The following is a 19290-nucleotide window of genomic DNA, read 5'->3' as shown; positions in this document are numbered from 1 at the left end:
GCGGGGTGGGTGGGGCGGGGGTCGGCCGCAGGCCTGCGCCGGCCACGGTCGTTCCCGCTTGAACTACGGCGTCGGATCGCATGACGCGGACACGCGGGGCCGCGTAGGCTCGAACGGCTCGCCGGGCGGCGGGGGAAACAGGGGGTGGTATGGACATCGCGGGCGCGCGCAACAGGGCGGCCCGGGTCGCTTCGGTGCTAGGGGGTGTTTTGAAACACCCCCTACGGCTGCGGCGCTCACGCTCCGCCTCCGGAATGCGCGACCTGGCCTCCGATCTGAGCGCCGCACTGCGTACCAGACCTCACCCCCCGGCCGACGTCCGCGAGTTGTGCCACGCGCTGTGCGCGGAGATGAGCGCACGGCGCGGCGGGCGGCCTGTCGAGCTGCGGTTCGAGCGGTTTCCCGACGAGATCGAAGTGACCGGGCTGTGGGTGGAGTTCCAGGACTTCGACCTGGTCATCGTCGAGGAGCGGGCCGAGGCGATGCAGCAACTGGTCATCCTCGGCCATGAGTTGTGGCATCTGCACGCCGGTCACGGCCACCATCACACGGACGGTACGGCCGCCGCCCACGCCCTCGCCGGCACGCCCGGCTGGAAGGACGTCGCCCTCACGGTCGCCGCGCGCAACGGTTCCCGGGAGCGGGACGAGTCCGAGGCCGACGACTTCGGGCACCGTCTGGCGGCCGCGTTCCGGCCGCTGCTGTCGGGGCGGGGCGCGGAGCCGCCGCTCGGGCCGGTGCAGCGGTCGATGGGGTATCGCGGAAGCGGCAGCGGGGCCGGCGGCGGGAACGGGAGGGTGGAGCGGTGACCTGGGCGACCGGGCCGGCGTCGGAGCCGGCCGCCGCGCTGGCGTCGACCTCGGCGAGGCTCTTCGGTGACGTGCAGATCTCCTTCTGGATCCCGACCGTCGCCCTCACCGCCGCCCTGGCGATCAAGCTGCCGAGCATCGTCCGGATGTGGCGGGACCCGCTGCTGCGTGCCGTCGGCGGTCTGCTGCTGTTCGCCTGCGCCGTGTTCGTCTTCGCCGCCCCGAGCACCATCGCCTGGACCAACCGCGTCACCGGCGTACCGAACATCTCGGCGCCCTGGGTGTACTCGCTGATCACCGCGCTGTGCGCCTCCTGGCTGCTGCTGATCATCGCCTGGCGCAACGGCCTGGCCAACCGTTCGGCCGCGACGCGCCGCGCGACCCGCTGGGTCGTCTCCGTCTACGCGGGCGTGGTCGTCGCCCTGTGGGTGCTCTTCGCCCTCGCCGACGCCCCCGTGGAACGGCTGCGGGACCTCGACACGTACTACGCCACGACGCCGTTCATGCGCGAGCAGATCCTGCTCTACCTGCTCGCCCACACCGTGGCCTGCACGATCACCGCCCGGCTGATCTGGAACTGGATCCGCACCGACGGTCTGGACGGCTGGCTGCGCTGGGGCCTCAGGTTCCTGGGCGTCGGCTACGCGACGAACCTGCTCTTCGACGCGTCCAAGCTCACCGCCGTCACCGCCCGCTGGACGGGCCACGACCTGGACTGGCTGAGCACCGACCTGGCGCCGGCGGCGGCCTGTGTCTCCGCGTCCCTGGTCGCGGTGGGCTTCATCCTGCCGCACACGGGCCAGTACCTGCACGAGCACTGGCGGATCCGGCTGCGCCACCGTCACCTGCGCACCCTCTCCGCGCTGATGCGGTCGGTCAGCGCCGCCCGCGAGCCCTTCACCCTGCGCGGCACCGCGGAACTGCGGCTGATCCGCCGGGAGACGTTCATCCGCGACGCGCTGCTCCAGGTGTCCCGGCACCTCGACGAGAACCTGCGCGCACGGTCGTACGACGCGGCCCTCGGCCTCGGCTTCGGGCCCGCGCGGGCGGAGGCCCTCGCCGCGGCCGTGATGCTGCTGGACGCCGTCGACACCCGGCGGCGCTCCCCTGAGGCCGACGCCGGCGTCTCCCCGTCCGGCCCCGACACCGCGTATCTGCTGCGGGAGATCCAGGCCGTGTCCCGAGCCCTGCGTCACCCCGACGACATCGAGGCGGTACGCGCCCGAGCGACCGCCCCGGCAGAGAGTGCCTCCGCATGAACGAACGCCCCGCCCCAGACGTCAGAACCGCCGTCGTCCTGGGGGGATCCCACACCGGCATGCTCGCCGCCCGCGCGCTCGCCGGTTTCGCCGACCGCGTGGTCGTCGTCGACCGGGACGCCCTGCCCGACGGCCCCGAGCCCCGCAAGGGGCTGCCGCAGGCGCGCCACGCGCACATGCTGTGGTCGGGCGGGGTCCGGGCCATGGAGGAACTGCTCCCGGGCGTCACCGAGGTGCTCCGGGCCGCCGGAGCGCAGCGGCTGCCCGTCACGACGGACGTGGTCGCCATGTCGGCACGGGGCTGGTTCCGCCGCTGGCCCGAGTCGCACCATGTGATCCTGGCCGGCCGGGACCTGCTGGACGCGACGATCCGCGCGCAGGTCCTCGCCGACGAGCGCATCGACCTGGTCGACCGGGCGGAGGCCGTCGGGCTGACCGGCACGGCCGCCGCCGTGACAGGCGTACGCGTCCGCACCCACGACGGCACCGAACGCGCCCTGCCCGCCTGCCTGGTCGTCGACGCCACCGGCCGCGGCTCCGGGACTCCGAAGTGGCTCACGGCACTGGGGCTTCCCGCACCCGAGCGCCGCGAGGTCGACTCCGGACTGGTGTACGCCAGCCGCCTCTACCTCGCCCCCGAGCACGCCCGGGACGGCTTCCCGGTCGTCAACGTGCAGCCCGACCCGCGCGACGGCGGGCCGGGCCGGGCGGGATTCCTGCTGCCGATCGAGGACGGCCGGTGGATCGTCACCCTCTCCGGCACCCGTGGCGGCGAACCCCCCGCCACGGCCGAGGACTTCGCCGGCTTCGCCCGCGAGAAGCTGCGCCATCCGCTGATCGGCGACCTCATCGAGAACGCCGAGCCGCTGTCCCCCGTCTCCTGCACCCGCACGACCGTCAACCGCCGCCACTTCTACGAGCGGATGCCGGCCTGGCCGGAGAACCTCGTCGTCCTCGGCGACGCCCTCGCGGCGTTCAACCCGGTCTACGGCCACGGCCTCTCGGTCGCCGCCCAGAGCGCCCTGATCCTGCGTGACATGACGCGCCGTCACCCGCCGACGTCCCCCGGCCTGGCCCGGCGCGTCCAGCGGGCGGTCACCCGCCCGGTCGCCGCCGCCTGGGACATGGCCATCGGCCAGGACGTCTTCTACCCCGGCGCGACCGAGAACGGCCCCACGCTCAGGGAACGCCTCGTCGCGGCCTACGTGGCCCGCCTCATGCACACCGCCACCGGCAACGGCCGCATCGCCCGCCGGGTGACGGACGTGACGTCCCTGGAACGCGGCGCCGAGGTCCTCCTGACCCCGTCCGTCCTCCTCGCCGCCGCGATCGGCCCGCTCAAGCCGACGCTGAGCGGGCCGCCGCTGACGGCGGAGGAGCGGAAGGCGGGCGGGCTGGTCTGAGAAGGACCAGCCGTCCGGCTGCGGCAGCCCGGGACCGGCTGTCCCGCCCCGACCGGGGCCGCGACGAAGCCAGATCGGCGCGCGACAGGGAGAGCCGGGGTGTGGGGCGGCCGTCAGGGGCTGGCGCCCGGGGGCTTTCGAGTGTCTGGCGTGCCCCCCCGGGCGTCGGGCGGGGTCAGCCCTCGAAGGCCGGTTGCGGCAGGCCCTTGCCGGCGCCCGGGACCACGAAGACCGACCCCGCCAGCGCGGGCGGCGACGCGAGGCCCACGCGGGCCGTCGTGATGTACAGGTCGGTCAGGTCGGGGCCGGCGAAGGCGCAGGCCGTGACCCGGGGCACCGGAAGCGGGACGACGCGGTCCAGTTCGCCGGCCGGCGTGTAGCGGCGTACGGACGCGCCCTCCCACAGGGCCACCCAGACACAGCCCTCGGCGTCGACGGTGAGTCCGTCGGGGAACCCGGCGCCGTCCTCGATCCCGACGAGCGGGCGACGGTTCACGGCGCGGCCGTCGTCGGTGAAGTCGAAGACGTCGACGCGGCGGGTGGGCGAGTCGACGTAGTACATCAGCCGCCCGTCCGGGCTCCAGCCCGTGCCGTTGCTCACGGCCACGTCGTCGAGGATCACCTCGGCCGCGCCGTCACCGGTGATCCGGGACAGCGTGCCGCCGCCCGGGGCCTCGTCGTAGCGCATGGTGCCGGCCCACAGGGAACCGTCCGGGGCGACGGCGGCGTCGTTGGCGCGGCGGCCGGGGACGGGCTCGTGGTGCAGCCAGCGGAAGGTGTCGTCCGGGTCGAGCAGCCCGACCCCGTCCCGCAGGTTCAGGACCAGGCCGCCACCGGCGCGAGGCTTTACGGCGCCGACGTGCTGCGGGGTCGTACGGACCGAGCGACGGCCCGAGACGGGGTCGTAGGTGTGGATCCGGGACCTGAGGATGTCGATCCAGATCAGCCGGCCGCTCACCGGGTCCCAGGTCGGCCCCTCACCGAGCTCCGCCTCCGCCCGTACCGCCACCTCGTACGCGGCCTTCGTCATGCCACGCTCCGGTGTCCGAGCCGCTCCGACAGTTCGGCGGCCCCCTTGGCGGCGAGCTGCTCCAGTTCGGCGCGCCGGTCCTCGCTCCAGCGGATCATCGGGACGGAGATGGAGAGCGCGGCGACGACCTGCCCGGTACGGTCCCGCACGGGCGCGGCGACGCAGGACACGTCCGGGTTGGACTCCTGGCGCTCGACGGCGAGCCCCCGCTGCCGGATCCCGGCGAGGGCCTCGCGCAGGGCGGCCGGGTCGGTGATGCTGTTCGGTGTCATGGCGATGAGCTCGGCGTCGTCCGCGATACGGGAGGAGAGCTCCGGCTCGGGAAGGGAGGCCAGCAGCATCTTGCCGACGGACGTGCAGTGGGCGGGCAGCCGCCGCCCGGCGGCGGACACCATGCGCACCGCGTGCGTCGAGTCCACCTTGGCGATGTAGATGACGTCGGTGCCCTCGAGGATGGCCACGTGCACCGTCTCGTCGCAGGTCTCCGCGACGGACCGGGCGACCTGCTGCCCCTCGGCCGCGAGGTCGAGCTGCTCGGCGTACCGGCTCCCGAGCTGGTACGGCCGCACACCCAGCCGGTACCGTCCCGGCTGACCCGGGACCTGGACGATGTACGACCGGGCTGCGAGCGTGGTGACCAGCTCGTGCACGGTGGTGCGCGGCAGCTGGAGCTTGCGCACGATGTCGGGGGCGGACAGAGTCCCGTCCCCGTCGAGGAAGAGCTCGAGAATGTCGAGAGCCCGGGTCACGGCTGGTACGAGGCGTCCCACGTCCGGCACCCTCCCTTGGATGTCAGGCTGCGTTCGAAATTTCAACAGCCGATCGGAATAACGAACACAGGCTACTCAAAGTGCGTTTCCCCCGGCAATGGCCTTGCGCGGACCAGCTCGAAAAGCCTTGCGGCGTCTGCGGGCTTCGTGGATGTCGAGGACGCGCTGGTACTGCCGGTGGGCCTCGTGGACCGAACCCGTTGCCAGGTGAGCGTGGGCCAAGCGGGTGCGGATGTCCATTTCCAGCCAGTCGTAGGCGGGCTCTGTGACACGGGACAGTGAATCGTGCAGGTCCAGCGCCAGTCGGTGCAGGGCCAGGGCTGCTCGCGGATCTCCCTCGCTCTGTTCCACCGTGCCCAGCCGGGTCAGGCTGCGCGCGCAGAAGAAGACGTCCCCGCACTGTTCGCCGAGGTGGACCGCCTGCCGCAGGAGGTGCCTCGCCTCGCCGTGCCGGCCGAGGCGGAGGTGGGCGTCGGCGGCGAGGCTCAGTACCCGGCCGAGCACATGCTGTCGGCCGCCCGCCTCGGCATGGGTGCACGCGGCGGCGAAGCAGGCCAACGCCTCCTCGTCCCGTCCCGCGATCTGGTGCGCGCGCCCCTGGACGAGGCGAGCCATGGCGGCGGCCCAGTCGTCGCCATGGCGCCGGGAGAGGGACACTCCCTCGGTGACATGGGAGATCGCCTCGTCGGCCTCGCCCACACTGAGGGCGACGGATCCCAGCCCGGTGAGAGCCCGGGCCTCATCGATCGGGCGGCCGTGCCGCCGACTCAGCCGCAGCCCCTCGGTGAACAGGGTGCGCGCCTCGTGGTAGCGGTGCTGGTAGACGCTGGTGTAGGCCAGGCAGCCCCGCAGCCCGGTGGTCATGTGCTCGTCGTCGGCCTCGTCGACGCGCGCGAGCGCGGTCTCCAGGGCCGTCTGGGACTCGTGGTAGCGGCCCTGCCGTACGAAGTAGTCGCACAGCGCGTGGGCGATCCAGCAGGCGTGGTCGATCTCTCCGAAGTCCACGGCATACGCGACGACGTCCGGCAGCTCACCGCCCGCCGCGTCCAGCCACGTCTCCGCGTCCCGCCAGCCGCCGAACCTCCCCGCCGTCGGCCGGGGCCCCGTCGGGAACGCCACCGGCCCCCAGTCACTGGCCATCCTCGCCGCGTCCAGGAACAGCCGCAGCGCTGCCCTCCGCGCGGCCACCGCCTCCTCCGGCTCGGCCTCCGCCACCCGTCGAGCGTGCACCCGCACCAGGTCGTGCAGCCGATACCGGCCCGGCCGTGGCTCCTGCAGCAGACTCGTGTCCACCAGGCTCTCCAGGAGCCGCTCGGTGTCACGCGCCGGACGCCCCAGCATCGCCGCCGGCGTCAGCACGTCGAACTCGACCGTCGGCGCGAGCCCCAGCACCCGGAACGCCCGCTGCTGCTCGGAGGTCAGCTGGTCGTACGACAGCCGGAAGGCGGCCTCCACGCTGCGGTCCCCGGCACGCAGTTCGCCGAGCCTCCCCTCGTCGTCCGCCAGCCGGCCGACCAGGTACTCCACCGTCCATGCCCGCCGGTTCTGCAGCCGGGACCCGGCGATGCGCAGGGCCAGCGGCAGCCCGTCGCACAACCCCGCCAGCCGTCGCGCGGCCTCCGGCTCCCGGCTCGCGCGCTCCTCGCCGATCAGGTGCGTGAGCAGCGTGACGGCGTCCCCGCTGGCCAGCGGCTCCAGGGTGACCCGTACGTCCGCGTCCAGCTCGGCCAGCCGACGTCGGCCCGCCACCAGGACCCTGCTGCCCGCCCCCGCGGGCAGCAGCGGCCGTATCTGATCGGCGTCCAGGGCGTCGTCCAGCACGAGCAGCAGCCGTAGCGAACTGGTCGCCGCCCGCCAGGCGGCGGTGAGTTCGTCGAGGTCGCTCGGCAACTCGCCCTTGGCCGCGCCGAGCGACCGCAGCAACCGTTGCAATGCCCGGGCCGGGGACTGGCGTTGGTGGGTGCTGTGAGCGCGCAGGTCGATGAAGAGGCAGCCATCGGCGTGGTCGGCGCTGAGCATACGGGCCGCGCGAACGACGAGCGCGCTCTTGCCGACCCCGGCCGGGCCGTCCACCGTCATGATCGACACTGAGCCGGAGCCGGGCGCGGCGGGCGCGGTCAGCAGCGCCAGCTCGACCTCCCGTCCTGTCAACTTACCTATATCGCCCGGGAGTTCATTGACGGCGCCGACTCGAAGCCGAGCCGGGGACGCCCCGAGGAGGGAGCCGTCGTCCTGCTTCAGCACCGCCTCGTGCACCCGGCGCAGCTCTTCGCCCGGGGTGACGCCGAGTTCGTCCCGCAGCCGGATCCGCATGTCCTCGTAGGCGTTCAGTGCCTCCGCCTGGCGTTCGCATCCGTACAGGGCCCGGATCCGCAGGGCCAGCAGCGACTCGTCGTACAGGTCGGGCCCGGACACGTCGGCCAGGTCGTCCAGCGCCTCCCGGAACCGGCCCAGCAGAACGAGGCATTCCAGCCATGCGCGTCTGATCGCTCGCCGCCGCTCGGTGAGGCGGTCCCGCTCAGCGCGGGCGAAGGGTCCCTCCAGACCCGCGAGGGGTTCACCCCGGAACAGTCCGAGCACGTCACCCAACCGCTTGACCGCCAGGTCGAGTTGGCCGGTGTCCTTGATACGCAGGGCCGCCTCGCCGCGCTCGGCCAGGTCGGCCGTGTCGAGGCGGACGCCGTCGAGGACGAAGTGGTACCAGCCCTTGCCACTGCGGATCACCGACTCGGTGTGCGGGGTGCCTTCCGGATCGAGCACCCTGCGCAAGGAGTTGACGTGCGTGGGCAGCACCTTGGAGGCGGGCGGCTCATCTCCCCAGACCCCGTCGAGCAACTGCTCGTGGCTGACCACGGCCCCCTGCCTCAGCAGCAGCGCGGCCAGCACGGCCTGCCGCTTCACCGGTCCCAGATCCAGGCGGGCCTCGCCCCGCCAGGCCTGTAACGGCCCGAGCACCTCGATCCGCAGCCGAGAAGTCCTGCCCACTCGAGCCTCCGCTCCGCGCTTCATCGGAAATTCATCAGCATTGCAGCACCTGTGGCCAGGCTGACGAGCGTGACATCGCACAATCCGCACAAGTGAAGGTGACCGAAGTGACCGATGTTGTTCCGCCGGGAGGCGGAGCGTCTGACGTGTACGCGATAACCCTTGATCCGACGGCCCGGGTCTCCCCGTCCTGGCGGGTCGGCACGACCATCGACGGTCGTTACCGGGTGGAGCAGGTGCACCATCAGGGCGGCATGGGCCTGGTGTATCGGGTGCGGCATCTGTTGTGGGACACCGACCTGGCGGTGAAGCGGCCCCGGCCGGAGTGGTTCAGGAATACCGCTCACCAACAGCGGTTCACCGCCGAGGCGGAGACCTGGGTGTCGCTGGGACTGCATCCGCACGTCTGCACCTGCCACTACGTGCGCGCGCTCGACGGTGTCCCCTGCGTGTTCGCCGAGTACGTGCCGGGAGGCAGCCTCGCGAACTGGATCGCGGACGGCAGGCTGTACGAGGGCGGACCCTCGACGGCACTGGAGCGCGTCCTGGACCTGGCGATCCAGACGGCCTGGGGTCTGGCACACGCGCACGGCCGGAACCTCGTGCACCAGGACGTCAAGCCGGACAACGTGCTCGTGACTCAGGACGGTACGGCCAAGGTCACGGACTTCGGGTTGGCCCGCGCCCGTGCCGCCGCGACCGCTGGTGCCGCCGCACCAGATCCGTCACTTCCGCCCGGCGTCACGGTTCTGGTCCCCAACGGCGGGATGACCCCGGCGTACGCCTCGCCGGAGCAGGCGGACGGTCGGCCGCTCGGCCGGCGCAGCGACATCTTCAGCTTCGCGGTGTCGGTCTTCGAGATGTTCACCGGCGGCGTGAGCTGGCGCGTGGGGCGCGGAGTGGGGATGGCCCTCGACGCGTACCTCAAAGCCGGCGGGACGGGCGAGCCGCATCTGCCGATCCTCCCCGCCGAGCTCGCCGGCCTCCTCGCCCACTGCCTCGCCAGGGAGCCGGCCGACCGGCCCCGCTCGATGGCCGAGGTCGCGGCCCGCCTCAAGGACATCCACGGCGAGGTGACCGGCCGGGCCTACCCGCACCCGGAACCGGTCGAAGCCGACCTGCGCGCCGACGAGTTGAACAACCGCGGCGTCTCCCTGCTCGACCTGGACCGCACGCCCGAGGCGGAGAAGGCGTTCACGCAGGCCCTCGCGGCGGACCCGCGGCATCTGGGAGCGACGTACAACAGCGGACTGCTGCGGTGGCGGCGCGGCGACCTCACCGACGAGGACGTGATCAGCCGGATCGAGGCGGTGCGTTCCGACGCCGAGGACCCAGGGCAGGTACAGCAGTTGCTGGCCCAGGTGGCGGTGGAGCGCGGAGATCTGGCGTCGGCCCGCGAACTCCTGGAGGAGGTGGCCCAGGACCGGTCCAGGGAGCCGGAGGTCCGGTCCGCGCTGCGAGCCATCCGCTCGGGGCGGGTCACCAGCACCCGGGAGGTACCGCGGCACGAGGCACACCAGAACATGAACCACTACCTGGTTCCTGTCCGGCTCACGCCCGACGGCCGCCTGGCTCTGACCGGTGGCTATGGCCGGATCGGACTGTGGGACCTGTCCGACGGCCGGTGCCTGCTGGCTCTCGACGGCCACGAAGGGGACGGTCCCCACGCGCATACGAACACCCTCGACCTCACGCCGGACGGCCGTTTCGCCGTCTCCGCGAGCGACAGGGGTGAGGACGAACACGTACGGTTCTGGGACCTGACCACCGGACGCTGTCTGCGCACGCTCGCCGCGTCGGCCCAGGAGATCCGCCTGACCCCTGACGGACGCCTCGCCCTGTGGGGATGGTCCCGTGACTCCATCCAGGTCTGGGACACCCGCAGCGGGCGGCTCCGGGAGCCGCTCGCCGGGCACACGTCCGGCGTGGAGCGCGTGGAGGTGAGCGCGGACGGTCGGCGGGTGCTGTCCAGCGGCTGGGACCAGCAGGGGCAGTCGGTCAGGCTGTGGCACCTCGCCGACGGCCGGTGCGAACAGGTCCTGGCAGGTCACAAGGCACCGGTGTTCGCCCTGGCCTTCCATCCTGACGGGCGCACGGCGGTCATCGCCTATCGGGACGACACGATCGGACTGTGGGATCTGCGGGACGGCCGGTGCCGCCGTGTACTGAGAGGCAGGCGGGCCAACCTCATGTCGTTCAGCGCCGACGGCCGCTTCCTGCTCGCCGGCGACGACACCAAGGGCACGGTGAGCTACTGGGACCTGGAGAGCGGCCAGTGTCTGCGCACCTACCAGGACCTGCGGATCAACGCCCTCCTGCTGGACGCCACCAGGCCGGGGATCGGACACGCCGTCTGTGCCGAGAACCGCGAGGGCGTACGGACCTGGCCGCTGGATCTGCCGGAGGGCCACCCCGCCCCGCCGCAGCTGAGCCGTCCCCTCCCGCTCGCGGAACTGCGTGAGTTGGAGAACCGGGCGAGCGCGAAGGTCGCCGAGGCCGAGCAGGCCATGGCCGCGGGCCGCTACGCCACGGCGCACGACCTGCTCCACCAGGCCCGCGAGGTCGCCGGCCACGAACGCGCTCCGCGCGTGATGTCCGCCTGGTGGGAGCTGGGCCGGCACGCGGTGCGGGCAGGGCTGCGCACGGCCTGGCCCGCCCGGACCCTGGACGCGTCGGACGAGCACGTGTACGCGGTCGACCTGACCGCCGACGCACGGCTGGCGGTGTCCGCCGGCGCCGACTGGACCGTACGGCTCTGGGACCTGCGCAACGGCACCTGTCTGCGCGAACTGGCGGGCCACCAGAGCCCGGTCAGGTCGGTCTGCCTGAGCGAGGACGGGCGCCGGGTCCTGTCCGGCGGCCAGGACGGCACCGTACGGCTGTGGGATGTCGGTACCGGAACGTGCCGGCGCCTCCTGCGGACGAACAGGTTCCGGCCCGCGCCGCCGGTACCCGTGCGGTTCACCACGGACGGTCGAGGGGCCGTCGTCGGCGGCGGTGACGGCGCGATCAGGCTCTGGGATGTGGAGACCGGCGACCTCACCGGGACGCTGACCGGCCACGAGGGGCCGGTCAACTGCCTCTGGGCCGGCGCGGACGGCCGCCTTCTCGCGTCGGGCGGGTCCGACGGGACCGTACGGCTGTGGGATCTGGAGCAGAGCCGGTGCGTCCATGTCCTCGAGGGGCACAAGAGCGGCGTGACGGCGCTGTGCGTCGCCGCCGACGGCACGTTCGTCCTGTCCGCCGCGAGCGGATACGACCGGACCGTCCGCGTGTGGGACGTCGCCACCGGGGCCGAGGTGCGGTCCTTCGACGAGGGTTCGGCCTCCGGCGGGCTTCGGGTCACCGCGGACGGCCGCTACGCGATGTCCGCCGGCGCGAGCGTGGCGGTCTGGGAGGTCTCCAGCGGCCGCTGTGTGCGCACGCTCGACGGGCTCGACAAGGCGCCGGCCTGCCTGGCGACGACACCCGACGGGCGGGCGGTGCTCTCGGCGGACGGCGACGGCGACCTCCGGTCCTGGGCGCTCGACTGGGAGTGGCACACCCGTGAACCGGCCGACTGGGACGACGGCGCGCTGCCGCACCTGGAGGTGTTCCGGCGCCGGTTCGGTGCCCGGTGGACACCGCACGACTTCGACGGCCTGCTGCGGCGGCTCCAGGACGCGGGCTACGGCTGGCTGCGGCCCGAGGGAGTGCGGGCACGGCTCACACCATGACCGACCACGAGCAACACGGACACGGGCAACCACTGGCAGCAAGGACACGGAGGAATGTTCATGGGGGAGTTCCTGAAGGATTTCCGGGTGGACGTCGGGCGGCCCGATGTGTGGGCCACGAGCAAGGACCCGGACGCGCCGATACCGACCGGACTCGGAGTCCGGGCGCGGGCCGAGGAGTTGGCGCTCCGCGTCGCCGTGGCTCTCATCCGCGTCGGACCGCCCGAGTGGGAGTACCTGAAAGCCGAGTTCGCACTCACGGTCGGGGCCGAGTTCGCGAAGGTCTCCGTGTTCGACCACACCTGGACGACGATCGAGCCGCCGCGCTCCGTTCTCGGGCTTGTGCGCAAGCAGCGCGAGATCTCGGCCGAGCTCGGCGCGGGCCCCTGGTGGCGGCTGACGCTGAACCTCGACGACACCGGTGAGCTCTCCGTCGGCTACGACTACGGCAGCGTCCCCTTCCCCGACGATCAGTTGTTCGAGCCCGAGGAGTACCGGATGGATCTCGACGCGTATCCGCGAAGCGACCTGCCGGTGTGGCTGGCGGCGCACGTCTCCCACGACGCCCGGCAGGAGCGCACCCCGCAACAGGCGGCCACCCAGGTCCGCGCCGACCGCAGGAACAAGGTGTGGCCGACCCTCAGCGAGAACGACTTCCCGTACTTCCCGCAGATGTGGGCGCGCTGGGCGGTGATCTCGGCGGCGTTCGTCGCCGCCCGATCCGACTGGGGGCCGAGGGTCCTGCCCGGCATGGGCTGGTTCGAGAGCTCCCGCCGCGGCGGCTCCACGCTGTACCGGCTGCCCGGTGGGCGCGCGGTGCTGTCGGGGGGAGTGTGGGACGACCCCAGGCTGGACGCCGCCTACAACGACGGCGACGACCTGCCGGACCTCTACGCGGGCGCGCCCGACTGGGTCGCCAACCAGGTGCTCAACCCGCGAGCCGCCACCGGCCTGCTCTCGTTCTGCTACTGGTGGGACGCCGGGCGCTGGTACCGGGGCGACTCACCGTCGGCGGAAGCGGTGAGCACCTCTGTGCCGGGTCTGTGGACGGCCGACACCGCCGCGGGCATCGTCGCGGGGCTGGCCACCGGCTCACGAACGTCGGACACGGAACGGCGGGCATCGGCGGCGGAGCTGGTGTCAGCCGCCGAGGAGGGACATGTGACCCGCGAGACGCTGGTGAGTGTCTTCGGCGACGACGGCCGCCACGACATCGACGGCGCCCTCTACCAGCTCTCGCTCGCCGGCCAGGTGGTCACGGTGCCGACGCAGATGCACGAGGAGGACGCCATCGCCCGGGTGCGGGAGTACATCCTGGCCGTCGCCGGGAACAACCCGGGCTACGCGGTCTCGGACCTGGTGGCCGACAGGTTCAGCATCGGATGGATGGTCTATGTGCCTGTGCCGAGCGGCCAGATGGCCATCGGTCGGGCGATCTTCTACATCGCCGACGACGGCTTCCTGGTGCACTCGTCCTCCTCGGTCGCGCCTTCGACGTTCGTCGCCGACTTCGAGAAGCAGTTCCAGGCACGCCAGCAGGCGCAGTACTGACGCGCCGCCCACCGACATCCCCGCGCAGGAGCCGTCATCCCATGTCCCTATCGCCCACTGTCACCCTCACCCTCGTCAGCGGCCACCTCGACCGCGGCGCCTACGTCTTCGAGGAGCGCGGCACCTCCGTGGTCGGCCGCTCCGGGGACTGTTCACCACGGCTGCCCAGTGACGAACACCACCGCAACGTCTCCCGCCACCACTGCCTGCTGGACGTCAACCCGCCCGCCATCCGCATCCGCGACCTCGGCAGCCTCAACGGCACCTACCTCAACGGCCGCAAGATCGGCCAGCGGGCGAAGGACGAGACCCCCGAGGAAGCCGCCGGCCAGACCTACCCCGAACACGACCTCACCGATGGTGACCGGATCAGGATCGGCGACACGGTCTTCCGCGTGGACATCCACGCCGAGGACACCGTCAGCCGGGCCCGGTGCACCAGGTGCGGCCGTGACGTCGGCGACGAAGCGGGCTTCCTGCCGGGGGACTACCTCTGCGCCGCCTGCCAGGCCAGACCGGGCGCGATCCTCAGGATGCTTCTCGATCTGGCGCACCCCGGGCACGGCGAACTCGGCGTCATCGCCGGATACGCCCTGCTCCAGGAACTCGGCCGTGGCGGCATGGGTGTCGTCCATCTGGCCCGCCACGAGCCGTCCGGAAGGGAGGTGGCCCTGAAGGTGATGCTGCCGAGGGTGGCGACGCGTCCCGAGGCGCGGGAGCGCTTCCTGCGCGAAGCAGCGCTCACCAGGGCGCTGCGGCATCCGAACATCGCCGCGCTGGAGGGCGCCGGATACTGCGAGGGTGTCTTCTTCTTCACCACCGAGTACTGCACCGCCGGCGGCCTGGACACCCTCTTGCGGCGCAGCGGGGGGCGGCTGCCCGTGGACGAGGCCGTCGGCTTCGCCGTTCAGGCGCTGCGGGGGCTGGAGGCCGCGCACGGCCAGGGCGTGGTCCACCGTGACCTCAGCCCGTCCAACATCCTGCTGCACAAGGCCCCGGACGGCTCCCTGACTGCGAAGATCAGCGACTTCGGTCTCGCCAAGGCCTTCGACCGGGCCGGCCTCAGCGGTCTGACCCGTACCGGGGACGCCATGGGCAAGCCAAGGTTCATGCCGGCCCGGCAGGTGACCAACTTCAAGGACGCCAAGCCCGCAGTGGATGTGTGGGCCCTCGCCGCCTGCCTGTACAACATGCTGACCGGGGTCTACCCCCGGGACTTCCCGCCCGGCGAGGATCCCTGGCGGATCGTCCTGGAATCCCCCGCGATACCGGTGCGCGAGCGTGACCCGGAGGTGCCGTGGGCCCTCGCCGACGTGATCGACCAAGCACTACGGGAGGAACCGGCGTTCGGCTTCCACACCGCGGCCGACCTGCGGCAGGCACTCCTTGAGGCGACCCACGGCTGACGTGCGGGAGCCCCGACGGGAGCGGCCGGAGCGCGGCCGGGTACGCCCTCGCGAGTACAGGGGGTTACTCCCCCGGTCAGACGTGCCCACCGCCCACCCCCGGCATCGTGTTGTCCATGTCTTCCACGAGCTCTCCCTCATCCGCCACGAAACTGAGCCGCCCCCTCCGCCGGGCCGCTCTCGTCGTGCATGTCATCGCCTCCGCCGGGTGGCTGGGGCTCACGGTCGGGCTGCTGGCGCTCGCGGTCGCCGCGGTCACCACCGGGTCCGCGGTGACGGTGGAGGCGTCCGTGCGGGCGATGAAGCTGTTCGCGGACTGGCTGTTGCTGCCGGTCGCGTTTCTCACGCTGGTCAGCGGGCTGGTGCTGGCCCTGGGGACGCAGTGGGGGCTGGCGCGGTACCGGTGGGTGTACGTGAAGTTCTGGCTGACCCTCGCCACGACCGCGGCCACGGCGTTCGCCCTGCGGCCAGGCCTGGGGGCCAACGTGGCCGCCGTCGCCGCGGGCGGGCCGCTGCCGGATGCCACCGGGCTCATGATGGGGCCGATCGTGTCGCTGTCCGCGTATGTGTTCATGACGGTGATCTCGGTTCTCAAGCCCTGGGGCCCGACCCGTCGCGGGCGCCGTCTGCGCGCCGGGGCCGCCCCCCGCTCCCGGGCCGCCCGCCCCGAGCCCAGCCGGCCCGCCCGGCAGGACGCCTGACGGCAGGAGGCGAGGCAACCCTCCACGCCCCGGCGGCGACCAAGCAGGTGAAGTCCCGTCCCCCACCAAGGGAGTTCACCATGCGCACCCGTCTCGCACGGCTCGGTGCCGTGATCGCCGCGATCGTCGCGCTGGTCGCGGCGCCCGCCGTCACCGCGGCCCCCGCACAGGCCGCCGACCAGTGGAATCCGCCCGCGAACCTCGTCCAGCCCCTGGGCGAGGTCTGGAACCACGTCGAGTCGACCTACCCCGACCTCTACGGCTTCCGGAACTACGGCTGGGACCAGGTCATGGCCAACCGGGGCAGCGTCAACTACTGCGTCCGCTGGGAGTCCGACGCCCCGGTGAGCGCCGCCCTGCGCGACCAGGTCCACGCCGCGCTGAAGAAGCAGTTCGGCAAGTGGATGGCCGCCATGGTGGAGAGCAACGGCGCCGGGCACAACGCCTGGCCCTACACCAGCGTCCCTGTGAACATCGTCGGCTGGGCCGTCAAGAACCGGTCCACCCTCCAGTGGAGCGACAACTCCGTCGACATCTACGCCGGCCAGCTGGACAGCGGGGGCGCCCCGCAGTGTGCGCCCGACTGCGGCCGGTTCTTCCACCAGGACGGTAACTACTCCAAGTGCCCGGGCGGCGCCGCCCGCCACTACGACCAGTCGCTGTGGCTGACCAAGGGCTTCCAGGGCGGGGCCGGCGGTGACTGGGGGCAGCGGGTCGGGCAGGAGTACTTCACCTCCGCGCTCGGCCAGGAGAACATCCACATCTATCTGCACGAGGTCGGCCACACCTTCGGCCTCGACGACTTCTACGACTGGTCCCCGACCGGCCAGTGCTGCTTCGTGATGAAGGCCGGATCGGCCGCGCAGATCACCGAGTTCGACAAGTGGATGTTCCGGGACTTCTGGCGTCATCTGAAGAGCCGTTACGGGCTGTGAGCCGGACAGAGGCACAGCACCGGGGACAACGCGGCTAGCGGGGGCTCTCTCCCAGCGCCCCTCTCAACCGCTGCGCCCGTAACACCAGTTCCAGCTCGAACCGCCGGTCCGGGTCGTCCATCTCGTCGCCCCACAGTTCCCGGATCTGCCGGAGCCGATAGCGGACCGTCTGGGGGTGGACCCCCAGGCGGGCCGCCACCTCGGGTGCCCCGCCCCTGGTCTCCAGCCAGGCCAGTAACGTCTCCGCGAGCCGCCGCCCGTGGGTGGGTCCGCAGTGCCGCAGCGGGGCCAGGCAGCGCACCGCGAGGTCGTCGATCAGTTCCTCCGGCTGGAGCAGCACCAGCGCCTCGGTGTGCTCGGTGCAGTACAGGACGTCTCCGGCGGGGAGCAGACGCCGTTCCATGAGGCGTACGGCCGCCTCGGCCCAGCGCATGGACTTCGCGGCGTCGGCCAGGGGGACGGGCGGGCCGATCGCGCCGGACCAGCCGGCCAGGGCCCGGTGGAGGAGTTCGGGGCGGCCGCCGGCGTCGGGTTCGGGGACGACCATACGCGGTTGCTCGTACTCCATGTCGAGCAGCACGCCCTGTCCTACGGCCGGTGCCATCGCCTCCCGCGCCGGGCGCAGGAGGACCCCCACGGCGACCTTCTCGGGCAGCGGCCAGCCGATGCGGGCCGCCCGCTCGGACAGGGCGTCCGCCGGGTCGCCCCGGTGGTGTTCGGCCAACAGCAGTTCCATCAGGCGGCGTTGGAGGCGTAAGCGTTCGCCGGCCTGGCGGGCGGCCGCCTCGGCGTAGCCGCGCACGGACTGGTCGACGAGGCCGTCCAGGTATTCGTAGCCCGCGTCCACCAGCTCGTACATCGCGGGCGGCGGTATGTCGACGCGCTGCCCGATCTCGGCGAAACGGCGCCAGGCCAGCCGTACGCCCATCCGGTAGATGGCCTGGAGGGAGTCCAGGGAGCGGCCGCCCCGGCCCTCGCCGCGGCCGAACTCCTGGAAGACGCCGGGCGGGACGGTCGGGCGGCCCTCCGAGGTCTCCAGGTGCTGGACGAACACCTCGATCGCGCGGCGGATGCCGACCAGGGCCATCGGTTCGCCCGACTCGTCGAGGACCAGCGGCAGATGCGGGTACTCGCGGCGGATCTCGCGCAGGATCTCCTCGGCGAGGGCCGGGGCGTCCGCCATCGCCAGCTCCGCGAACCGGCGGACCTGGAAGCGGGGTACGTCCCGCCAGGCCGAGCGGGTGGCGGCGGGAAAGGTCACCTCGGGGGTGACGGGGGTCGCGGCCACGGTCAACTCCCCTGGCCCGCTTGCTCGTAGGTGATCAATGGTGTGTTCGGCTGGTCGGGCGTCGCTTCCAGCAGCGCGACGACGCCGAGCGCGGCGCCCACCGCGAGTACGGCGGCGAGCGCGACGGTCAGCGCGGCGGCGAGCAGTCTGGACATCGCAGGGTCAGCCTCTCTGCATCCGGAGGTCGTCCCCACCCCGGTGGTGTCAGCCTGTTCCCGGCCCCTGCCTGTCGCCCTCAGTCTCGACAAGCCGGGTCAGGGCGTCAAGACATTGACACTCCGTCAAGGGGCGCCTACGGTTCCCGGCCCAAGAACGGCCAGGCAACGACCGTGCGTCAATCCCCAGGAGTGCCGGATGCGCCGTACAGCCTCACCTCTCTCCTTGATCCTGCTGGGCCTCGGCACGTTTCTGCTGGTACTGGCGCCGATGCTCGCCTGGTACGTGACCCCGCGTGCCGCCGTGAACCCCATCGACATCGACACCACCGCCGTGTACGAGGGCACCGGCAGCGTCTTCGACACGGACAGGATCGAGACCGTGCCGGACCAGAAAATCACCGTGACCCAGCGGGTGCGCGGCAATGTGGCGGAAAGCGAGCGCAGCGGCAACGCCGTCTGGGACGTGATCACCACCGTCGACACGGACAAGTCGCTGCCGGCCGCCGACCCGCACGACGCGCTGGACTTCACCCCGCACCGCTGGGTGATGGACCGGAGGACGACCCGGCCGGTGCACTGCTGCGAGGAGTCGCCGTACATCGAGGGCGAGGCCTATCTGAAGTTCCCGTTCGACGTGCAGAAGCGCTCCTACCAGTGGTGGGACAACACCGGCGGCACCACGATCACCATGCGCTACGACGGCACGGAGAAGGTCCAGGGGTACACGGGCTACCGGTTCACCGGCACGGTCGCGCCCCGCAAGGTCGGCACCCGGCTCGTCCCCGGCAGCCTCGTCGACGAGCCGGGCCGTCCGCAGGTGCTGGCCGAGGAGTGGTACTCCAACCACGGCTTCGAACTCGTGGTGGATCAGGCCACGGGCCGGGTCGTGTACGCGCAGACCGGTCCGCGCCGGACCCTGCGGGCGCCCGGCGGTGACAAGGACGCGGCGGTGCTGCTGGACAGCGAGAAGATCGCGTTCACGACGGCCACGCAGAAGGAGGCCGTGCGGCAGGCGAAGCGGGACAGCGGTCAGCTGCGCATGGTGGGTGAGACGCTGCCGATCGGGGCCGCTGGGGCGGGATTCGTGCTTGCGGCGGTGGGTGGCGTTTTGGTGGCACGCGGGCGGAAGCGGCCCGAATCCGCCGGTACGGTCGAGATGCCCCAGCCCACGCTCACGATGTGACGTGACGTCAGCTCTAATAAAGCCGGAAATTGTCACGTCGGTGAGTAGCCGTGGCGAACCGCTGGGCGAAAACTGTCCACCCCCACCCGGACACAG

The 19290-nt window shown here is 72.2% G+C and carries 14 protein-coding genes; 9 read left to right on the top strand and 5 right to left on the bottom strand.

Annotated features, from left to right (window positions below; all coding sequences use genetic code 11):
* The first annotated feature begins 149 nt into the window (after window positions 1–149).
* From ACFZBP_RS35945 to ACFZBP_RS35935, 3 genes are all read left to right on the top strand, one after another.
* Window positions 150–809, top strand: coding sequence for a toxin-antitoxin system, toxin component family protein (locus ACFZBP_RS35945; protein ID WP_391419614.1), 660 nt, complete (start codon window positions 150–152; stop codon window positions 807–809).
* Between the two features lie 71 nt (window positions 810–880).
* A complete protein-coding gene (locus ACFZBP_RS35940; protein WP_391419776.1) occupies window positions 881–2068 on the top strand; it encodes an MAB_1171c family putative transporter in 1188 nt (395 codons plus the stop codon).
* On the top strand, window positions 2065–3471 hold the full coding sequence (locus ACFZBP_RS35935) for an FAD-dependent oxidoreductase (RefSeq protein WP_391419612.1): 1407 nt from the start codon (window positions 2065–2067) through the stop codon (window positions 3469–3471). The genes ACFZBP_RS35940 and ACFZBP_RS35935 overlap by 4 nt, the downstream gene beginning before the upstream one ends.
* Before the next feature lie 175 nt (window positions 3472–3646).
* On the opposite strand, the gene ACFZBP_RS35930 is transcribed toward ACFZBP_RS35935, so the two are convergent.
* From ACFZBP_RS35930 to ACFZBP_RS35920, 3 genes are all read right to left on the bottom strand, one after another.
* Window positions 3647–4501 (bottom strand): SMP-30/gluconolactonase/LRE family protein, encoded by an 855-nt coding sequence (locus tag ACFZBP_RS35930; protein ID WP_391419610.1) that lies wholly within the window; start codon window positions 4499–4501, stop codon window positions 3647–3649.
* On the bottom strand, window positions 4498–5271 hold the full coding sequence (locus ACFZBP_RS35925) for an IclR family transcriptional regulator (protein ID WP_383450279.1): 774 nt from the start codon (window positions 5269–5271) through the stop codon (window positions 4498–4500). Before ACFZBP_RS35925 ends, ACFZBP_RS35930 begins: the two co-directional genes overlap by 4 nt.
* A gap of 75 nt (window positions 5272–5346) precedes the next feature.
* Complete coding sequence (locus ACFZBP_RS35920) at window positions 5347–8256, bottom strand: BTAD domain-containing putative transcriptional regulator (protein ID WP_391419606.1); 2910 nt, start codon at window positions 8254–8256, stop codon at window positions 5347–5349.
* A 146-nt stretch (window positions 8257–8402) separates the two neighbouring features.
* Between ACFZBP_RS35920 and ACFZBP_RS35915 the strand changes: the two genes are divergently transcribed.
* The 5 genes from ACFZBP_RS35915 (at window position 8403) to ACFZBP_RS35895 (ending at window position 16565) form a co-directional block, all read left to right on the top strand.
* Window positions 8403–11972: a protein kinase gene (locus tag ACFZBP_RS35915; protein ID WP_391419604.1), complete on the top strand. Its 3570-nt coding sequence runs from the start codon at window positions 8403–8405 to the stop codon at window positions 11970–11972.
* 60 nt (window positions 11973–12032) lie between these two features.
* Window positions 12033–13523: a hypothetical protein gene (locus ACFZBP_RS35910; RefSeq protein ID WP_391419602.1), complete on the top strand. Its 1491-nt coding sequence runs from the start codon at window positions 12033–12035 to the stop codon at window positions 13521–13523.
* Window positions 13524–13564: 41 nt separating this feature from the next.
* Window positions 13565–14929 carry a protein kinase gene (locus ACFZBP_RS35905; RefSeq protein ID WP_391419600.1) on the top strand — a complete coding sequence of 455 codons (1365 nt, stop codon included), beginning with the start codon at window positions 13565–13567 and terminating at the stop codon, window positions 14927–14929.
* A 116-nt stretch (window positions 14930–15045) separates the two neighbouring features.
* On the top strand, window positions 15046–15630 hold the full coding sequence (locus ACFZBP_RS35900) for a DUF2269 domain-containing protein (protein ID WP_391419598.1): 585 nt from the start codon (window positions 15046–15048) through the stop codon (window positions 15628–15630).
* Window positions 15631–15710: 80 nt separating this feature from the next.
* Window positions 15711–16565 (top strand): hypothetical protein, encoded by an 855-nt coding sequence (locus ACFZBP_RS35895; RefSeq protein WP_391419595.1) that lies wholly within the window; start codon window positions 15711–15713, stop codon window positions 16563–16565.
* A 34-nt stretch (window positions 16566–16599) separates the two neighbouring features.
* On the opposite strand, the gene ACFZBP_RS35890 is transcribed toward ACFZBP_RS35895, so the two are convergent.
* Together ACFZBP_RS35890 and ACFZBP_RS35885 are read right to left on the bottom strand one after the other, a co-directional pair.
* Window positions 16600–17853, bottom strand: coding sequence for a helix-turn-helix domain-containing protein (locus ACFZBP_RS35890; RefSeq protein WP_391419593.1), 1254 nt, complete (start codon window positions 17851–17853; stop codon window positions 16600–16602).
* Between the two features lie 2 nt (window positions 17854–17855).
* Window positions 17856–18008: a hypothetical protein gene (locus tag ACFZBP_RS35885; RefSeq protein WP_167348315.1), complete on the bottom strand. Its 153-nt coding sequence runs from the start codon at window positions 18006–18008 to the stop codon at window positions 17856–17858.
* Window positions 18009–18207: 199 nt separating this feature from the next.
* On the opposite strand from ACFZBP_RS35885, the gene ACFZBP_RS35880 reads away from it, so the two are divergent.
* Window positions 18208–19194, top strand: coding sequence for a porin PorA family protein (locus ACFZBP_RS35880; protein WP_391419590.1), 987 nt, complete (start codon window positions 18208–18210; stop codon window positions 19192–19194).
* Window positions 19195–19290 lie beyond the last annotated feature (96 nt).

The sequence above is a fragment of the Streptomyces sp. NPDC008086 genome (genome assembly GCF_042957325.1).
Classification (GTDB): domain Bacteria; phylum Actinomycetota; class Actinomycetes; order Streptomycetales; family Streptomycetaceae; genus Streptomyces.
This window is presented reverse-complemented; position numbering and strand designations above follow the sequence as displayed.